14 protein-coding genes are annotated in these 16927 nt (G+C 46.7%); 12 read left to right on the top strand and 2 right to left on the bottom strand.

Annotation, left to right across the window (positions count from 1 at the left end; all coding sequences use genetic code 11):
• The first annotated feature begins 312 nt into the window (after window positions 1–312).
• The 10 genes from L4D06_RS18500 to L4D06_RS18455 all read left to right on the top strand — a co-directional run bounded on the left by L4D06_RS18500 (window position 313) and on the right by L4D06_RS18455 (window position 11306).
• Complete coding sequence (locus L4D06_RS18500) at window positions 313–1329, top strand: polysaccharide deacetylase family protein (RefSeq protein WP_429740672.1); 1017 nt, start codon at window positions 313–315, stop codon at window positions 1327–1329.
• A 32-nt stretch (window positions 1330–1361) separates the two neighbouring features.
• Window positions 1362–3161, top strand: coding sequence for an HAD-IIIC family phosphatase (locus tag L4D06_RS18495; RefSeq protein ID WP_429740671.1), 1800 nt, complete (start codon window positions 1362–1364; stop codon window positions 3159–3161).
• An 82-nt stretch (window positions 3162–3243) separates the two neighbouring features.
• The gene (locus L4D06_RS18490; protein WP_429740670.1) at window positions 3244–3492 is read left to right on the top strand and encodes an acyl carrier protein; all 249 of its coding nucleotides are present in this window, start codon (window positions 3244–3246) and stop codon (window positions 3490–3492) included.
• A gap of 14 nt (window positions 3493–3506) precedes the next feature.
• The gene (locus tag L4D06_RS18485) at window positions 3507–3938 is read left to right on the top strand and encodes a MaoC family dehydratase (RefSeq protein ID WP_274166172.1); all 432 of its coding nucleotides are present in this window, start codon (window positions 3507–3509) and stop codon (window positions 3936–3938) included.
• Window positions 3935–4666, top strand: coding sequence for an SDR family NAD(P)-dependent oxidoreductase (locus L4D06_RS18480; protein ID WP_429740669.1), 732 nt, complete (start codon window positions 3935–3937; stop codon window positions 4664–4666). The genes L4D06_RS18485 and L4D06_RS18480 overlap by 4 nt, the downstream gene beginning before the upstream one ends.
• A complete protein-coding gene (locus L4D06_RS18475; protein ID WP_429740668.1) occupies window positions 4663–5595 on the top strand; it encodes a hypothetical protein in 933 nt (310 codons plus the stop codon). The genes L4D06_RS18480 and L4D06_RS18475 overlap by 4 nt, the downstream gene beginning before the upstream one ends.
• A 326-nt stretch (window positions 5596–5921) precedes the next feature.
• Window positions 5922–6692 carry a TetR/AcrR family transcriptional regulator gene (locus tag L4D06_RS18470; RefSeq protein WP_274166169.1) on the top strand — a complete coding sequence of 257 codons (771 nt, stop codon included), beginning with the start codon at window positions 5922–5924 and terminating at the stop codon, window positions 6690–6692.
• A 264-nt stretch (window positions 6693–6956) separates the two neighbouring features.
• Complete coding sequence (locus L4D06_RS18465) at window positions 6957–9320, top strand: efflux RND transporter permease subunit (protein WP_429740667.1); 2364 nt, start codon at window positions 6957–6959, stop codon at window positions 9318–9320.
• A gap of 19 nt (window positions 9321–9339) precedes the next feature.
• Entirely contained in the window at window positions 9340–10134 is a 795-nt protein-coding gene (locus L4D06_RS18460; protein WP_274166167.1) for an outer membrane lipoprotein-sorting protein, read from the top strand.
• A gap of 8 nt (window positions 10135–10142) precedes the next feature.
• The gene (locus L4D06_RS18455) at window positions 10143–11306 is read left to right on the top strand and encodes a hypothetical protein (protein ID WP_429740666.1); all 1164 of its coding nucleotides are present in this window, start codon (window positions 10143–10145) and stop codon (window positions 11304–11306) included.
• A 70-nt stretch (window positions 11307–11376) separates the two neighbouring features.
• Here L4D06_RS18455 and L4D06_RS18450 read toward each other — a convergent pair whose 3' ends face one another.
• The gene (locus tag L4D06_RS18450; protein WP_429740665.1) at window positions 11377–12891 is read right to left on the bottom strand and encodes a hypothetical protein; all 1515 of its coding nucleotides are present in this window, start codon (window positions 12889–12891) and stop codon (window positions 11377–11379) included.
• 140 nt (window positions 12892–13031) lie between these two features.
• Complete coding sequence (locus L4D06_RS18445; RefSeq protein ID WP_429740664.1) at window positions 13032–13955, bottom strand: DUF72 domain-containing protein; 924 nt, start codon at window positions 13953–13955, stop codon at window positions 13032–13034.
• A 270-nt stretch (window positions 13956–14225) separates the two neighbouring features.
• On the opposite strand from L4D06_RS18445, the gene aspS reads away from it, so the two are divergent.
• The gene (gene aspS / locus L4D06_RS18440) at window positions 14226–16013 is read left to right on the top strand and encodes an aspartate--tRNA ligase (protein ID WP_429740663.1); all 1788 of its coding nucleotides are present in this window, start codon (window positions 14226–14228) and stop codon (window positions 16011–16013) included.
• A 161-nt stretch (window positions 16014–16174) separates the two neighbouring features.
• On the top strand, window positions 16175–16921 hold the full coding sequence (locus L4D06_RS18435; RefSeq protein WP_274166163.1) for a YebC/PmpR family DNA-binding transcriptional regulator: 747 nt from the start codon (window positions 16175–16177) through the stop codon (window positions 16919–16921).
• Window positions 16922–16927: the final 6 nt, after the last annotated feature.

The following is a 16927-nucleotide window of genomic DNA, read 5'->3' as shown; positions in this document are numbered from 1 at the left end:
TTAATGCCTTGGCATGCTGTTTCTAAATCATCTTATGCGCGGAATTCCGTCCCGCACCGAGAGGGCGCGTATTGTAGAGAATTTTACCTGCGATGTCTCTATACGTGGTGCTTTCGTCTTACCACTCTTTATTTTCTTTGGGTAATGAATCTCGTGTGTATACACGGGGCATGCTGTTTCCTCTCATTTTTCAATTGTTTGATCCAAAATTGATACACACTTCTATACTTTAATTCATGCATGTAAGGCCATTATTTTCGATTTCGCGCAAACGCGTTTTAAGTTGGTGAACTTTTATTGGAGAGCTACGGAATGCGCAAGATGAGGGAGGCGGTATATACATTTTTTGTTCGAACAGGTATTGCCAGAGCCCTTTCATATTTCCATCGAGATAAATTAATCATCCTTTGCTTTCATTCGATGGCATTGAAAGATGAGCATCAATTCTGGCCGGGTGTTTTCATATCAAAAGAGAAACTCCATGAGTTGTTGGATTATCTCCAACGCTCGCATTTTAACGTGATAAGTCTCGATGACGCGGAACGCCATTTAAACGGAGAGGCACATTTCAAATACCCCGTTGTTATCACGGTAGATGATGGCTGGCGATCCAGCATTACTGAACTTTTGCCCACCTTTCAGGCGTATCAGTTTCCGTCGACGGTATATGTGACGACTTATTACTGTGACCATCAGATCCCGGTAGTTAATGTCTTAATCCAATATTGGTTGTGGCAAAAACCGACAGAAGCGTTTGATGTTGAATTTCAAGGTCAACGCTATGGGTTCACAGGAAGTGTATCTGACATAGTGAAATTGGTAGAAGCTGCAATGGTTTCTTTTGACGACGACCAGAAAACGGCGTTTTTGTCGGCGACAGCGAGTGCGTTAGGTGTAAGCGATGATGCGATACAAGCAAAGCGCTTTCATAACGCCAATTACCACGAGTTAAACACAGCGATGGCTTCACCATTGACCAACATTCAACTGCATACACATACCCACAAATTGCCGACAGATAGCGATGCCATTCATCACGAAATAGAAACCAATCGAGAGGTTTTAACTGCGCAGATTGCCTCTCCAAAAGCGCTGACGCATTTTTGCTACCCGAGTGGGATTTGGTCACCAGAACATCTTCCAGAATTGAACGCTCTTGGCATCAGAACGGCGACCACGTTGGATGAAGGGTTGAATGCTAGAACGGAACACCCGTTGAAGTTGAAGCGCAATTTAGTGATGGATAGCCGTTCGTTAAATCAGTTTATCGTCACCCTTTCAGGTGTGGTGGACACACTACGTTGGGCAATGGGGAAAACACGTTCTTAAGCGAGGGTAAGTATTCGTGATTGAGGAAAAACATGACTGAAACGACGAACGTAAGGATCGCATACCCTTTGGATGTGGCGTGGCTGCAGCGTCGTCAAAAGAAACTGCGCCGAACCCTGAAAGCCTCGCTGACTGCGCCGCCTTTGCGTGTTGCGATCTTGGGCGGCTCCACAACCAGTGAAGTGGCCAATTACATTGAACTTTTTTTGCTGAACATGGGTGTGAATGTCGAAATCTATCAGTCTGACTACAACCAGTTCTATCAAGAATCGGTATTTGACAATGATGCGCTCGACGCTTTTGACCCTCAGGTTATTTATCTCCACACGACCTGTGTGAACCTAACGACATGGCCAGCGCCTACAGATAATAACGTCGACGTTAGTGATAAAGTTGCGGATACCTATGATTACTTTCATACCGTTTGGCAGGCGTTACACCGTAAGTATCAAGCCACCATTATTCAGAACAATTTTGAACTGCCGTTTTCCCGTCCTATGGGGAACATTGATGCGTCTGCCACCGCCGGGAAAACACGTTTCACCAATGCATTGAATACCAAATTTGCAGAATACGCCGAACAGCGTCCAAATTTCATTTTGCATGACCTTAACTATTTGTCTGCATGGTTTGGGTTAGAGCGTTGGTTCAACAAAACGCAGTGGTATGCCTACAAGTATGCGATGAATAGCGATGCGTTCCCTGAATTGGGGCACAGTGTGGCTAACCAAATTCTCGCAGTGCTGGGGTTGAGCAAGAAAGCGGTCGTGTGTGATTTAGATAACACGCTCTGGGGCGGAGTGATTGGTGATGATGGCTTAAGTGGCATCCAAATCGGGCATGAAAGCGCTGAGGCCGAAGCTTACACAGAATTGCAACAATACTTGAAGGCACTTCATCAGCGCGGTGTACTTTTAACGGTTTGCAGCAAAAATGACATTGAGAACGCGAAACAAGGGTTCTCGCATCCCGATTCAATACTCACGCTCTCTGACTTCAGCGAATTTAAAGCTAATTGGGAAAACAAAGACCAAAATATTGAACAGATTGCTGAGTCACTTAATATCGGTCTCGACTCCCTTGTGTTCCTTGATGATAACGCCAGTGAACGTGAACTGGTCGCGAGTAATCTTTCATCGGTTGCTGTGCCCAACATTGGGCAAGATGTCACGCAATACATCACGGCTTTGGACAAAGCGGGTTTATTTGAATTGGTATCCCTCAATCCAGAAGATGTTTCGCGAGCTGCCATGTATGCGCACAATCAAGAACGCCAGCAATTGCAGCGTGAATTTGCAAACTATGATGATTATCTAAAATCGTTAGACATGATGGCGATGATCGCGCCATTCGACGATGTATCGTTATCTCGCATTACGCAGCTCACCAATAAAACCAACCAATTTAACCTCACGACTCAACGCTATAGTGCACAGGAAATTTCGTCTTTCATGCACTCTCCGCGACACCTTTCGCTGTATGGCCGATTGAAAGATAAGTTTGGCGACAATGGCATTGTGTCCGTGATTGTCGGGACTGAACATGAACACACTCTGACGATTGATCTATGGCTAATGAGCTGCCGAGTGTTCAAAAGAAAGATGGAAATGGCGATGTTTTCAGAATTGGTTCGTCATGCGAAAGCCCGGAATGTCAGTAAATTGGTTGGTCAATATGTGCCGAGTAAGAAGAACGGTTTGGTGAGTGGTCATTACGCATCACTTGGCTTTCTGTGTTTATCTGAGAACGAAGAGGGTAGCAGCCAGTGGGAATACGTCATCGACGAACATCACGCTGAACCTGACCTCCCGCTGATGATCATGCGCCAATGAATTTGTCAGAACGAATGCTAAATAAAGAACAAATACACAACCTCAAAATAGGTTCATTACGCGGCACGATAAAGGAGCTTGTATGGATATATTGAATGCGATTTCTGAGATCATTTCGGATGTGCTGGATGAAGATGAGTTAGTGGTGACACGAGATACGACGGCAGACCATGCTGAAGACTGGGATTCACTGGCACAGATACAAATCATTGATGCTATTGAAAAAGAGTTGGCGATTAAATTTAGTTTGTCGGAAATTGAACAGTTGAATCAGGCGGGTAATGTGGGCGATACGGTTGATTTAATCACTCGAAAACTTCAAGCAGCATGATCGGGATCAGATGAATGAAGCAATACGGTATTGATGACATTGATGTGGGCTTAAAACACCAATTCTCTACTGATATTACCGAGGAGAAGCTGAATGCTTTCACTTTGGTGAGTGGTGATATTAACCCGCTTCATACCAATGCGGAGCATGCAAAACGGCGAGGGCATCCTGATGTCGTCGTGTACGGCATGATGACGGCATCGTTATATTCCACATTGGTCGGTGTGTATTTACCGGGTGAAAATGCACTGTTGCAGGATATTCAAACGCGTTTCAGTCGCCCCGTTTTTGTGGGTGATGTGCTCACCGTTGTTGGAGAAGTGGTGGATGTTCACACCCTTCTAAAACGTATCGAAATCAAAGCAGTTATCCGAAATCAACACGGGCAAGTGGTATCGAAAGCGCGGATACATTCAGGGATTGATGAAAGCGAGTCATCGGCATGAGTAAAACCAGTTTAATCGTGGGAGCGAGTTCGGACATTGGCAAAGCGGTCATGTCGATGCTTGATAGCGAAGGCAATCGTATTATCGCGCATGGGTGTAACAATCTTGCTGCGCTTGAAAGTATGCAATCAAGCATGCAAAGCGAGCTTCATGTACTTGGCGCTGATTTAAGTGACCCTGACAGTTGCGAGGCATTCATTTCAAACGCAATGGCACTATGTTCAAACCCTGATCATCTTGTTTTTGCGCAAGCTCCGAGACTGAAATTGACGCGGTTTAAAAAAGTATCGCGCCATCAAGTCATGGAACAGCTCGAAGTGCAGATGATGAGCAGCATGATGATTGCGAAAGCTTTCTTACCCTCGATGGCGCAACGTGGGGCAGGGCGAGTGGTCTTCATATTGAGCAGTGTTACTTTGGGTCTGCCACCTGCTGCAATGGCTGACTACAACATTGCTAAATACGCACAATTGGGCTTGATGCGTTCGTTAGCGGCCGAATTTGGTAGCAAAGGTATTCGTGTGAATGCGTTATCCCCCTCGATGGTCGACACGCCATTCTTGCAGGATATTCCCGATAATATGGTGATTCAGAACGCGGCATCTCACCCGATGAAGCGCAATGCAACCTCAACGGAGGTAGCATCATCTGTGGTCTTTTTGCTTTCTGATGGGGCGGAATACATCAATGGCGTTAATCTACCAGTGACTGGCGGAGAGTGTGTATGACGTTGCAAACCAAGCTGAATGATCTACACGAGATGATTGAAAGCAGGCTTAATAAGCAAGTCGATACGCTATCAACGGTTCGCGAACAATATCTGTCTTTTGTACAAGATGAAATGCCCGGCCGCGCCTATTCACACTTCCCTGATGAGATGAATCGTTGGCTTGAGCAGCTATCGAACACTCATAGCAAAGACGTAGAGGCAGATATTCATCAACTCGCGCTGGTGGCTTTAATGCAGCGGAGTCTTCGCTCATTGGATTCAAGCGATCAGGCTGGCCTAGCTAGTCATGATGTGACGATGCCGACAATGGTGATTGACTCTATCAAAGAGTGGTTTGAGTATTTGGCAGATGACATTGCGACGGGCAGCTATGAGCCTGATGTTCACAGCGATCTGTTCAGAAAAGACATAGCCATTAGCGCGTTGAATATGTGGCCAAGCCGTTCAATTTGCCATTATGAACCCAGACCATTACCGCGTCGATTTCTTACCGCGAATGGCATTGGACAGTTTGTTAGTGCTGCGGATATGTTGCTGAGAAAGCTGAACAACAGACAAAACATGTATGAACTTCATATGGAAGACCGAAGAACTAATCCAGACTTCCTTGAACCGGGCTGGCGGGCGTTTTATCTGGAGATCGCACAACGGCTTGAGTCAGAACCACACGTTTCAGGCATCTTTGCACAAAGCTGGTTCTGGGACCCTTCGGTAATACAAGCATCATCGAAAATGGCCTATTTACGCACGCTCCCAGAGTCTGGTGGCGCGTCGTTTTATCTGCTTGAATCGTGTGATGATGCAGGGCATGTTGCTTTGCAGAACAAAAAGCGTCGACGGTTGTTTGATGAAGGGAAGTACACGCCTAAAAGCTATCTAATGATTTGGCCGCGAGATGACATCGTTCGTTGGGCCAAAGCACAATAACCTATCAAAACTATGCTCAGTGATTGTAATAAGTCCATCTGTTAAAAGTACGGCAGATGGCTTGATGACATTACTGAGTCATCCGGTTGAACATTCGTTTGTGGTTCCTGATTTTCGACAAAAAAGCACAATGAGTCATGAGTTGTTGGCTGAATCAAAGGCGTTGTCTAGCGGAGCAACGCTAGGCGAGTGACTTCAATTTACGTGTATATTCAATGGAATGAGTACGAGAGTGGTTGATGTAATCGCATCAAAAAGTGAGGACAAGCTGCCAATCTATTTCTTATTTGTGCTATAAAAGTAAGGATCTTCTAAGGATATTCACAATGTTAGAGCAAGCAGTATCAAATTTAATCAGTGATGACGCGACGTTGAGCCGCAAACAATTGGCAATGCGAGATCGTGAGAATGAGTTGTTGCTAATAGCATGTAGCATTGTTGAAAGGGAAGGTTTTGCACAACTCAATATGGATAAGCTTGCTGCAGCCAGCTCGTATTCCAAAGGTACAATTTACAATCACTTCAACAGCAAGGAAGATTTGTTTGCTGCGCTTGCGATCCAAGCGCTGAGTAAAAAAATTCCCCTATTCACAAGCGCACTCAACTTTGAAGGTTCAAGCCGTGAAAAGTTGATTGCCATGCATGCTGGTATGCATCTTTTCTCGAAACTCTCGCCCATCCTAGCGATGTGTGCATTGGTTAGTCGTACGCCTGCGGTCACGGAAAAAAGCGCCCCTGAACGCCTTGAAAAACTGAACACCTTGGAAGACCTTGTGGTGTCATTTGGTGATAAGTTCATCGAGCTTGGCCAGAGTTCTGGAGATATCATCCTCGCACCTGGCATCACGAGCGATAGCATTGTGTTTGCAAATTGGGCGATGGCATTTGGTACCAGTTCATTGGTAAATAATGCGACGCAAAGTAGCTGTGTATCTCGTCAACATGATACCAATATCGTGCTTCAGAACCTCAACTTCCTCCTTGATGGGATGCGCTGGATGCCTTTGTCTTGTGATTTTGACTACCAAAAAACATGGGAGCGAGCCGAAAAAGACCTGTTTGGCGAAGAAGTTGCCCTTCTAGAAAATCAATCATAATTGCGACAACTGACTTATTTGTGACGATTCGTCAAAATAAGCTTTAATTTGTTACTTTTTTGTACTACATTGACGTTTCGTCATTAATTGACGGAACGTCAGTTTTGTTCTGGCGATGATTTGAATTTCTAACCATGTGAACGCGTAATTTTGTTTTGCTTGAACAGGGTGAGTGACATAACCCTATGTTTAGGAAGTACTAAGCCATATCAGTTGGCTTTTTAAAGCAGAGAATTTGACGAATCGTCACAAATGGAGTGTGTGATGAAAACCGAACTATATCGAATGCCTGCGGCACGTCCTTGGCTATTTTTGATCTTTAGTGTTTTGTTTGCCGTTGTTGCGGCGATGGGTAGTCAAAACTTGTATTTTCGAGGTGATTACCAAATTTTCTTTGATAAAGGGAACCCGCAGCTACAATCGTTCAAAGAACTCGAAGCGACATTTAACAAAACGGACACGCTTGCCATTGTGGTTGCGCCACATAACAAAGACGTGTTTACCAAAGACAACCTTTCCTTGATTCAACAACTCACCGATGAAGCTTGGCTAACACCATACGCGAGTCGCGTGGACTCCATTACGAATTATCAACATACCTCTGCGGAAGAGGATGACCTGCTTGTTGAAGACCTTGCGCCAGATTATTACGAACTTGATGATGCACGAATCGACTATATTCGTGATGTCGCCCTCAATGAACCTCGTTTAGTTAACGCTATCGTCGGTCAAACCGCGCAAGCCGCCATTGTGAATATCACTTTTCAATTGCCGGATGGTGACCAAACGGCGCAAGTGCAGGAGGTGGTCAATTTTACAAAAGATGTTCTGGCGAAAGCGCACGAAACCTATCCTGACGTAGATTTCCATCTGGCGGGCATTATCGCCATGAATAAAGCTTTTGCTGACGCTGCGCAAGCAGACAGCCAAACGCTGGTACCAATGATGTTTCTTGTTGTACTGGTGTTCCTCGGCATTATGTTGCGATCTTGGAAGTTTGTCTTGGCGACGCTGATCGTGATTGTGCTGACGATTGCAGCCACCATGGGGATGCTGGGTTGGGTAGGACACTACCTGAACAACGGTACAGTGACAGTTCCGACGTTGGTGATGACTCTCGCCGTGGCGGATTGTGTCCACCTGATCACGTCCTATGTGCATGCCCTTCGTGAAGGCAAAGACAAAACTGAGGCCATTAATTATGCGCTTAAGCTTAATTTCCTCGCGCTATTGATCACGTCAGTTACAACGTCGATTGGCTTCTTAATGATGAATGCATCGGACTCTCCGGTATTGAGAGACATGGGGAATCTCGCTGCATTGGGCGTGATGATCGCGTTTGTCTTGTCTGTCACGCTATTACCAGCATTGCTTCAATTGATGCCGTTTAAGGTGAAGCCAGCCCGGAAAAACAGTAACAAAGCGATGGGATGGGTAGCGGATACCGTGATTGCAAATCATAGGAAGATTCTGCCAGTCAGTGTCATTGTCGTGGCATTGAGTGCGGTGTTGCTGATGCAAAACCATGCCAATGACAATGCCGTTGAATACTTCGATTCTGGTAATAATTTCCGTCAAGCGGCTGATTATATGGAAGAAACGGTTAGTGGGACAACCGCGCTCAGTATTTCCATTAAATCGGGTCAACCACAAGGTATTACGCATCCTGAGTTTTTAAATGCAGTCGAAGATTTCACCGAGTGGTTAAGAACTCAACCAGAGACTGACCATGTCGCGTCAATCTCCGACACTTTCAAACGTTTGAACATGAACATGCATGGTGATGATGAATCATTCTACGCCTTGCCTCAAGATCCTGAACTTGCTGCGCAATATTTGCTGTTGTACGAAATGTCGTTGCCGTACGGATTAGATCTAAACAACGAAGTGAACATTGATAAGTCTGCGGTCAAATTAGTACTAACCACTGACAACCTAGGCAGTGTGGATTTGATTGCGTTGGAAAAACGTATGGATACATGGTTTAAGGCTAATGCCCCTCAGTACGAGATGGCATCGTCTGGTCCGAACCTGATGTTCGCTCACATTGGTGAAACCAACATTGCCAGTATGTTGAAAACCTTGCCGATTGCATTGGTGTTGATTTCTGGGTTGTTGGTATTCGCATTACGTTCATGGCGTCTTGGTGTGATTAGTCTAGTGCCAAATTTGGTGCCAGCCATTTTGGGCTTTGGTTTGTGGGCTGTTGTGTCAGGTGAAATCAACCTAGGGCTTTCCGTAGTTATCACCTTGACCTTGGGTGTGGTGGTGGATGACACGGTGCATTTCCTGACGAAATATCGCCATGCACGTTTGCAGGGTCGCAATGTTGAAGATGGTATCCGTTATGCGTTTGATTCAGTGGGTCGCGCACTATGGATTACAACCGTCGTGCTAGTTGCTGGTTTCAGCGTGTTAGCAACATCCGGCTTCCGTCTGAATAGTGACATGGGGCTGCTCAGTGCCATCGTTATATTCATTGCTCTCATCGTGGACTTTATTCTTCTACCTGCCGTGCTTCTAGTAGCAGATAGGAAAAACTATGCCAATGAATCCAAGTCGCTGGGCGGTAAATCTGAGCCTTTGGCTGATAAATCTAAGTCGTTTAGCAAAGAAGCAACGCAGTAACGAATTCAAGGAGAGAAGAATGAAAACAATAAGAACATTATCAAAAGCCGTTGTGATTGCATTTAGCATGATGGCGATAGCAGCGCCTGTGGTTGCCGATGAAGTAAAGGGATTGGAAATCGCCAAAGAGCGTAAAGTGCGGGATCAAGGCTGGGGTGACAGTGTGGCTGAAATGACCATGCTGCTTGAAAACGCGAACGGTGATACCAGTGATCGCAAACTGCGTATCAAAACACTTGAAGTTGAAAGCGATGGCGATAAAGGCTTAACCATCTTTGATGAACCTCGTGATGTCCGTGGTACCGTTTTTCTTAACTACTCGCATATTACTGGCGCTGACGATCAGTGGCTTTACCTTCCTGCGCTAAAGCGCGTGAAACGTATTGCATCACGCAACAAGTCAGGCCCATTCATGGGCAGCGAATTTGCGTACGAAGATTTGAGCTCGTTTGAACTCGAAAAATATACCTTTGACTTGGTGGGTGAAGAAGAAATTGATGGGCAAAATACGTTTGTGATTGTGCAAACGCCAACCGATAAGTATTCAGGTTATACCAGCCAAAAAGTGTGGGTTGACCAAGAGCATTACCGACCGCTTAAAACTGAGTTCTACGATCGCCGTAAGTCTTTGCTTAAAACACTGACGTTCAGTGACTACAAGCAGTATCTGGATCAGTACTGGCGCGCGCACACCATGATGATGGTGAACCACCAGACGGGTAAATCGACCAAATTAACCACAACAGAACTAGCGTTTAACACGGGTTTGGATGAAGGTGACTTTTCTAAATCTAGCTTGAAGCGCGCGCGCTAGGAGTGAGAATGAAACAATGGACTTCATTGGCGGCGCTGTTAGCGCTGCCTCTTTTCCTCTCACCCGCTTATGCATTTGAATTTGAAGGTGAGCTGACCTTTCAACAGCGTCAGTTTTCACAGGCTGGCGCTCAAGGTCAGGACAAAAGCCAAACGTCTATCGCCATTGAGCCTGAGCTTTATTGGGAAAGTGACGAAGGGAACACGAGCTTTACTTTTTCGCCGTTCTTCCGTTGGGACTCAATGGATGACGAGCGCACGCATGGCGATGTGCGTGAAGCGTTGTTGATGCACTACGAAGATAACTACGAACTGCGCTTTGGCTTGGGTATCGTCTTTTGGGGCGTGACAGAGTCACAACATCTTGTTGATGTGATCAATCAAACTGATGCGGTAGAAGCGATTGATGGCGAGGTGAAACTGGGTCAACCCATGATGAGCTTGGGGCTAGAACTCGAATCTGGCTTGCTTGATTTATACGTGCTGCCCTATTTTCGCGAACGTACCTTTGCAAGTTACGATGGTCGTTTAGCGGTTCCTGGTGCTGGCGATGCAGATGCACAGTACGAATCTCGTCATGAAGAGTTTTACCCTGATGTTGCTGCGCGTTATGGCACCATGTTTGATGAATGGGACGTAGGTTTGAGTGTGTTTCATGGCACTAACCGAGACCCATATTTCTTTAACAGCTTGTCACCATACTATGCGCTCATGACGCAAGTGGGCCTTGATGTTCAAGCGATCTACGGTGACTGGCTCTGGAAAGCTGAGGCAATTCGTCGTTACAGCTTGGAATCAAATACGGCGTTTACGGGAGGTTTTGAATATACCTATGTAGGAGTGAACGAAGGCATCACCGATCTGGGTTTTCTGATGGAGTATCTTTACGATAGTCGCGATGAAGATGCACCTGTTGCTGGCCAAAATGACCTGTTTGCAGGACTTCGCTGGGTGCTGAATGATCACGACGGTACTGAGTTCTTAGTCGGGGGTACGGTCGATTTAGACGATACAGATTCGATGACAGTGCGCTTAGAGTCGAGCGGTCGTTTCTCGAATGATTGGAGCTGGACGGTGACAGGTTGGATGTTCGACTCGGACAAGGCCACCGATCCAATTTACTCCCTAAAACGTGATGACTTTGTCGAAGCGGAGGTGAGTTGGTATTTTTGAGTGGTTAGCGCCTTGCACGGTTGATATGAAAAACAAAGGCCAGAATGAACTGGCCTTTGTTTTATCCTAACTAGCGCTTGTCTGGCGCTTTGGCGCATGGGTTTCGGACGTAGTTTTTGCCATCGTAGCCGCATGCACCGCCAAGTGAACCAGGTGCAGTTGTACTACCGCCGCCGCTTCCACCGCCAAGAGAAGGGGTTCCTTTTTGAACAGGACTGTTACTGGTCATCATTGGACGATTGTTAATATTGGCAGCTGCTTCTGATGCAGCGTTGCAATTGATCATCGTCTTACATGGGTCGACTCGCTTGTAATCACCATCAGCGGAATCATAGTCATCATCGAAGTTGTAGTCGTCGAGATAGGCGTAGACCGATGAGCAGTTAGCGGGAACGCTATTTGTCGGTGTCATCGGCCCTAAAATTACGCCGAATTGGCTGTTGTTCTGAACATACCCATTGAACTCATCTACGAATTGTTGGATTGTGTATGTTGCATCGTAGGGGAACGGTACATCAGTGAAGATACACTCTCCATCGGTACTATCTAGATATACGCGTAGATTGCTATCCGAAAAAACCCAGTAATAAAAATAGTCCATCTCGCCGTCAAACGTTACAGTTGAACGATAGGGAACGCCTGTCAATTCATCCGTAACTTCCGAGCGAAGTTGATTGTAATCAATCAATTCTTGAATCAGCTCACTCGGTGCCACATCGACCCAGAGACTATCGGCGATCAATTCCGCATCAAAGCTAGAGAAATCATGGCTTTGCACTTCCTCTAGAATGGCTTCAAACCCTTGGAAAGTTGTAGCGTTAGCATTAAATACGACATCACCAGAGTGTGCCGACCAACTACTGTCTTGCAACGATACGCCGCCTCCCCAGTATCTGTCCTCCCAGTAGGCTTGAGACTCCTGCATCTTTCGGGCTACCACTTCGTTGAGATTGTGAAGACGGTTGTTGAAATCAGCCTGGTGCGGATCGCTCGCATCGGTGCCCAACACAAAGTTACCTACTACCAACTCGGTATATTCAACTTCCGTTTCGATGGACGCTTCGTACTCAAATTGCTCATTTTGTAAAATGGTTGAAGTGAGTTCACTGAGAACTTGGTTAGCAGGTTTTCCTGAAAGGGCTGATTCAAAATTGATGTAGCTGCTAACGGGTGAGATAACCACGTCTTCACGGGTGGGATCGAAGGCGGTCATCACATAGTCGTTGTGAATACGCCCGCCGCCGTAGTCGCTATCTACAGCTGTGGATTGCCGGACATCGGCGATGATGGTGTAGGTTTCTAAAATTGATGACTCTTCATAGGTGAGCTCAAAGTAGCCATCACTGTCCGTTTCTGTGTACTGATCTTCATCGGTACATTGAAGGTCATTGTTCATGTCGAAACACACCCTTGCTGAAGCGACTTGCCCATCAAGAACGTGGCCTTTCACAGTCGAAGAGGTAGGTGCTGGCGAAGATGGTGAGTTGCCATCTGCTGTATCGCCACCTCCGCCGCAACCAGCGAGAATGAGCACGGCGGTAATTGCCGATAACGTAAATTTATAGTTTTGTGTTAATACTGCCATTGTAGATACTCCTGACCTTGTGATTAAGGCTCCAAGCCTTGTCATGTCTGATTTTGACGAGACCTCATCAAGGCTATTAGGTAGGTTGATTTATCACCTCACCCAAATAGGGGATTTTTACCTATGGCTAGGTAGAAGTATCACAACAAAGAAATCTGTTGGTCGTTAACAGAAGAGGGAGTTAGTGGTGACAAGGGCGGTAACAAAATTTGTTCACGCAACTTTGCGTAATAACGCTCAGCCAATTGCGGCGCTTGATCGTTGTTTGCTGTGTGAATCATCAAATACGGTGTTTTCCCTTCCTCAATCCACTGCGGAATCTTTTTCTGCCAATTCGCAAAGAACGCATCGTTTCGCTCAAGCGTTGGGTCGCCAATGAATCGCACCATCGGTGTATTGCTTGTTGAGATGGCGTGCACAGGAACGGCGGGCTTTTTCTGCTGGGCATCGAGCAGGGCGTCAGTGTCTGCAGGCACGGCAAAAACAGGACGACTGTCCATAATGATGCGGTCGGCGTTGTATTCCATCAATAAGCTATTGAACGCGCGTTCGTCGTCACCTTTGGCAAAAAAAGCAGGGTGGCGCACTTCAACACCCACGTTATACGCCGTTGGCATCGCGGTGAGAAAACGTTTGAGGTCTGGCAAAGACTGTGGGCCAAAGGCTGCCGGCAGTTGTATTTTCCATAACCCAATACGTTCATGTAGCGGCTGCATTAAGGTGATAAATTCAGACACCATGGCATCTGAGTGTCGCAACATCATTTGGTGAGTGATGGGCTGAGGGAATTTAAAGGTAAACCGGAATGCATCGCTGGTGGCTGCTTTCCAATTAGCAACGGTCGCGTGTGAAGGGCTGGCGTAAAATGTGGTGTTGCCTTCTACGGTATTAAATACTTCAGCATAACGCGCCAAACGTTCTCCGCTTTTGGTGCCAGACGGGTAAAATTTGCGTTGCCACGCATTGTGCGACCATTGCGTCATACCTAGTCGAAGTGGCGGAGTGGCCAGTTGCGAAAGCGGTGCAAGTTTTGGAATCGATGGTTGCAACGGATAATCCCTCATGTCGTCGAGTCTCTATTGTGGGTGTGTTGCGCAGTCAGCGTCAATCCTTGCTGTTTTTTTGCGCGATTGCGGTTTTTTATGGCTTTCATCTCGCTACGATTTCCCGCAACGCAATTTTTTCCTTTATAATGCTGCGTCATTTTGAGGTATTTTTACTTTGGCGTGAGTGAATACTCAGGCGGAAGTTTGCAGAACAATCTGCACAACCATATTTGTAGCTTTGCGCTTGTCGGCGCAATAGGACAGTCAGTAACAGATCGGGAAATTCATATGCGCACCCAATATTGTGGTCACCTGAACAAAGCCCTAGTAGGGCAAACTGTAGAACTTTGCGGCTGGGTAAATCGCCGTCGTGATTTAGGCGGTCTTATCTTCATTGATATGCGTGACCGTGAAGGCGTGGTTCAGGTGGTGGTTGATCCGGATATGAAAGACGTATTCGAGATCGCTAACAAACTGCGTAACGAATTCTGTATCAAATTCACGGGTGAAGTTCGCGCTCGTCCTGAAAGCCAAATCAACAAAGACATGGCGACAGGCGAAGTTGAATTGCTTGCGACTGGTTTGGAAATTATCAACCGCGCTGAGCCATTGCCATTGGACTTCAACCAAAACAACTCTGAAGAACAACGTCTTAAGCACCGTTACCTTGACTTGCGTCGTCCAGAAATGAGCGATCGCATCAAGCTGCGTGCAAAAGCATCAAGCTTTGTTCGTCGTTTCCTTGATGATAACGGCTTCCTTGACATCGAAACGCCAGTACTGACAAAAGCAACGCCAGAAGGCGCACGTGACTACTTGGTACCAAGCCGTGTTCATAAAGGCAGCTTCTACGCATTGCCACAATCACCACAGCTGTTCAAACAGCTTCTGATGATGTCTGGTTTTGACCGTTACTACCAAATCGTTAAGTGCTTCCGCGATGAAGACTTGCGTGCTGACCGCCAGCCTGAATTTACCCAAATTGATATCGAAACTTCGTTCATGACCGCAGATCAAGTGCGTGAAGTGACTGAAAACATGGTTCGCGATATGTGGCAAGAATTGTTGAACGTGGATCTGGGCCAGTTCCCAATCATGACGTTTGAAGAAGCTGCGCGCCGTTTCGGTTCAGATAAACCAGACCTGCGTAACCCGCTAGAAATGGTTGATGTTGCCGACCTTCTAAAAGACGTTGAATTCAAAGTCTTCTCTGGCCCAGCGAATGACGAAAAAGGCCGTGTTGCTGTTATTCGTGTTCCGGGTGGTGCTGAGCTATCTCGTAAGCAAATCGATGAATACACCAAGTTTGTCGGCATCTACGGCGCGAAAGGTTTGGCATGGATGAAGGTTAACGACCGTGCAGCAGGCATGGAAGGTGTTCAATCACCGGTTGCTAAATTCCTGAACGAAGACGTTGTTAACGGTATTCTTGAGCGCACTGGCGCTGAAACTGGCGACATCATCCTGTTCGGCGCTGACAGCAAGAAAGTGGTTACTGAAGCGATGGGCGCACTGCGTCTGAAGCTAGGTACTGACTTGGGTCTGACTGACAAATCTAAGTGGGCGCCACTTTGGGTTGTTGATTTCCCAATGTTCGAAGAAGACGAAGAAGGTAACCTGCACGCGATGCACCACCCATTCACGTCTCCTTTGGGTATGACGGCAGAAGAGCTACGCGCAAACCCTGCGTCTGCAATTTCTAACGCTTATGACATGGTACTAAACGGCTACGAAGTGGGCGGTGGTTCTGTGCGTATTCACAACTCTGACATGCAAACTGTTGTGTTTGATATTCTGGGTATTGAATCTGGCGAACAGAAAGAAAAATTTGGCTTCCTACTAGAAGCATTGAAGTACGGCACGCCGCCGCACGCGGGTCTAGCATTCGGTCTTGACCGTCTTGTTATGCTGCTGTGTGGTACTGACAACATCCGTGATGTTATCGCGTTCCCGAAAACTACCGCAGCAGCGTGTTTGCTAACGGATGCGCCAAGCCTTGCTAACCCGGCAGCACTTGAAGAACTAGCGATTGCGGTTACCGCGGCAGCGAAGAAGAACGAAGAAAACGACGCATAAGTCGAACACCTCTTCTAACAATAAGGCCAGATTATCTGGCCTTATTTGTTTCTATACGATATGGGTGCTGTCTCAGACATTTGCATTCTGTTTTGCTATAAATCCAAGAACTAACGTAACAACTTCAGCGGCGTGTCGGCTGCTGACAAAAGGAGTGAGAAATGGCAGGTCACAGTAAATTCGCCAACATCAAACACCGCAAAGCTGCGCAAGATGCCAAGCGCGGCAAAATCTTCACCAAACTCATCCGTGAAATCACCGTAGCTGCCAAAGAAGGTGGCGCTGAGCCTGAGAACAATCCGCGCCTACGTGCAGCCATCGATAAAGCGCTGTCGAATAACATGACGCGTGACACCGTTAACCGTGCTGTAACCCGTGGGGCTGGTGGTGAAGGCGACGAAGGTATGGAAACTGTCATCTATGAAGGTTACGGCCCTGCAGGCACGGCAGTGATGGTTGAATGCATGACAGACAACCGTAACCGCACGGTATCTGGTGTTCGTCATGCGTTCTCTAAGTCAGGCGGAAACCTCGGTACTGACGGCAGTGTGAACTACTTGTTCGACAAGAAAGGGGTGATTTCTTACGCGCCGGGCTTGGATGAAGATGAAGTGATGGAAGCGGCGCTAGAAGGCGGTGCTGACGACGTTGAAACACACGAAGATGGCTCTATGGACGTTTACACCACGCCAGCTGAATTTGGTGCGGTGAAAGATGCGTTGGATGCTGCAGGCTTTGAAGCTCAGAACGCTGAAGTGACGCTTGTTCCTTCCACTAAAGCAGATTTAGACGAAACCACAGCACCTAAGCTGCTTCGTTTGATTGATGCCCTTGAAGATTTAGATGACGTGCAAGAGGTTTACCACAACGGTGATATTTCTGACGAAGTCGCAGCAACATTGGAATAAGTATTC

Source organism: Enterovibrio makurazakiensis, assembly GCF_050336585.1.
GTDB lineage: Bacteria > Pseudomonadota > Gammaproteobacteria > Enterobacterales > Vibrionaceae > Enterovibrio > Enterovibrio gelatinilyticus.
The sequence above is the reverse complement of the archived record's forward strand: the minus strand, read 5'-3'. Positions and strand labels throughout refer to the sequence as shown.

Excerpts from the sequence above, each read along its gene's own strand:
- L4D06_RS18500 (WP_429740672.1), top strand. The coding sequence starts at position 313 with ATGCGCAAGATGAGGGAGGCGGTATATACATTTTTTGTTCGAACAGGT.
- L4D06_RS18495 (WP_429740671.1), top strand. The coding sequence starts at position 1,362 with ATGACTGAAACGACGAACGTAAGGATCGCATACCCTTTGGATGTGGCG.
- L4D06_RS18490 (WP_429740670.1), top strand. The coding sequence starts at position 3,244 with ATGGATATATTGAATGCGATTTCTGAGATCATTTCGGATGTGCTGGAT.
- L4D06_RS18485 (WP_274166172.1), top strand. The coding sequence starts at position 3,507 with ATGAAGCAATACGGTATTGATGACATTGATGTGGGCTTAAAACACCAA.
- L4D06_RS18480 (WP_429740669.1), top strand. The coding sequence starts at position 3,935 with ATGAGTAAAACCAGTTTAATCGTGGGAGCGAGTTCGGACATTGGCAAA.
- L4D06_RS18475 (WP_429740668.1), top strand. The coding sequence starts at position 4,663 with ATGACGTTGCAAACCAAGCTGAATGATCTACACGAGATGATTGAAAGC.
- L4D06_RS18470 (WP_274166169.1), top strand. The coding sequence starts at position 5,922 with ATGTTAGAGCAAGCAGTATCAAATTTAATCAGTGATGACGCGACGTTG.
- L4D06_RS18465 (WP_429740667.1), top strand. The coding sequence starts at position 6,957 with ATGAAAACCGAACTATATCGAATGCCTGCGGCACGTCCTTGGCTATTT.
- L4D06_RS18460 (WP_274166167.1), top strand. The coding sequence starts at position 9,340 with ATGAAAACAATAAGAACATTATCAAAAGCCGTTGTGATTGCATTTAGC.
- L4D06_RS18455 (WP_429740666.1), top strand. The coding sequence starts at position 10,143 with ATGAAACAATGGACTTCATTGGCGGCGCTGTTAGCGCTGCCTCTTTTC.
- L4D06_RS18450 (WP_429740665.1), bottom strand. The coding sequence starts at position 12,891 with ATGGCAGTATTAACACAAAACTATAAATTTACGTTATCGGCAATTACC.
- L4D06_RS18445 (WP_429740664.1), bottom strand. The coding sequence starts at position 13,955 with ATGAGGGATTATCCGTTGCAACCATCGATTCCAAAACTTGCACCGCTT.
- aspS (WP_429740663.1), top strand. The coding sequence starts at position 14,226 with ATGCGCACCCAATATTGTGGTCACCTGAACAAAGCCCTAGTAGGGCAA.
- L4D06_RS18435 (WP_274166163.1), top strand. The coding sequence starts at position 16,175 with ATGGCAGGTCACAGTAAATTCGCCAACATCAAACACCGCAAAGCTGCG.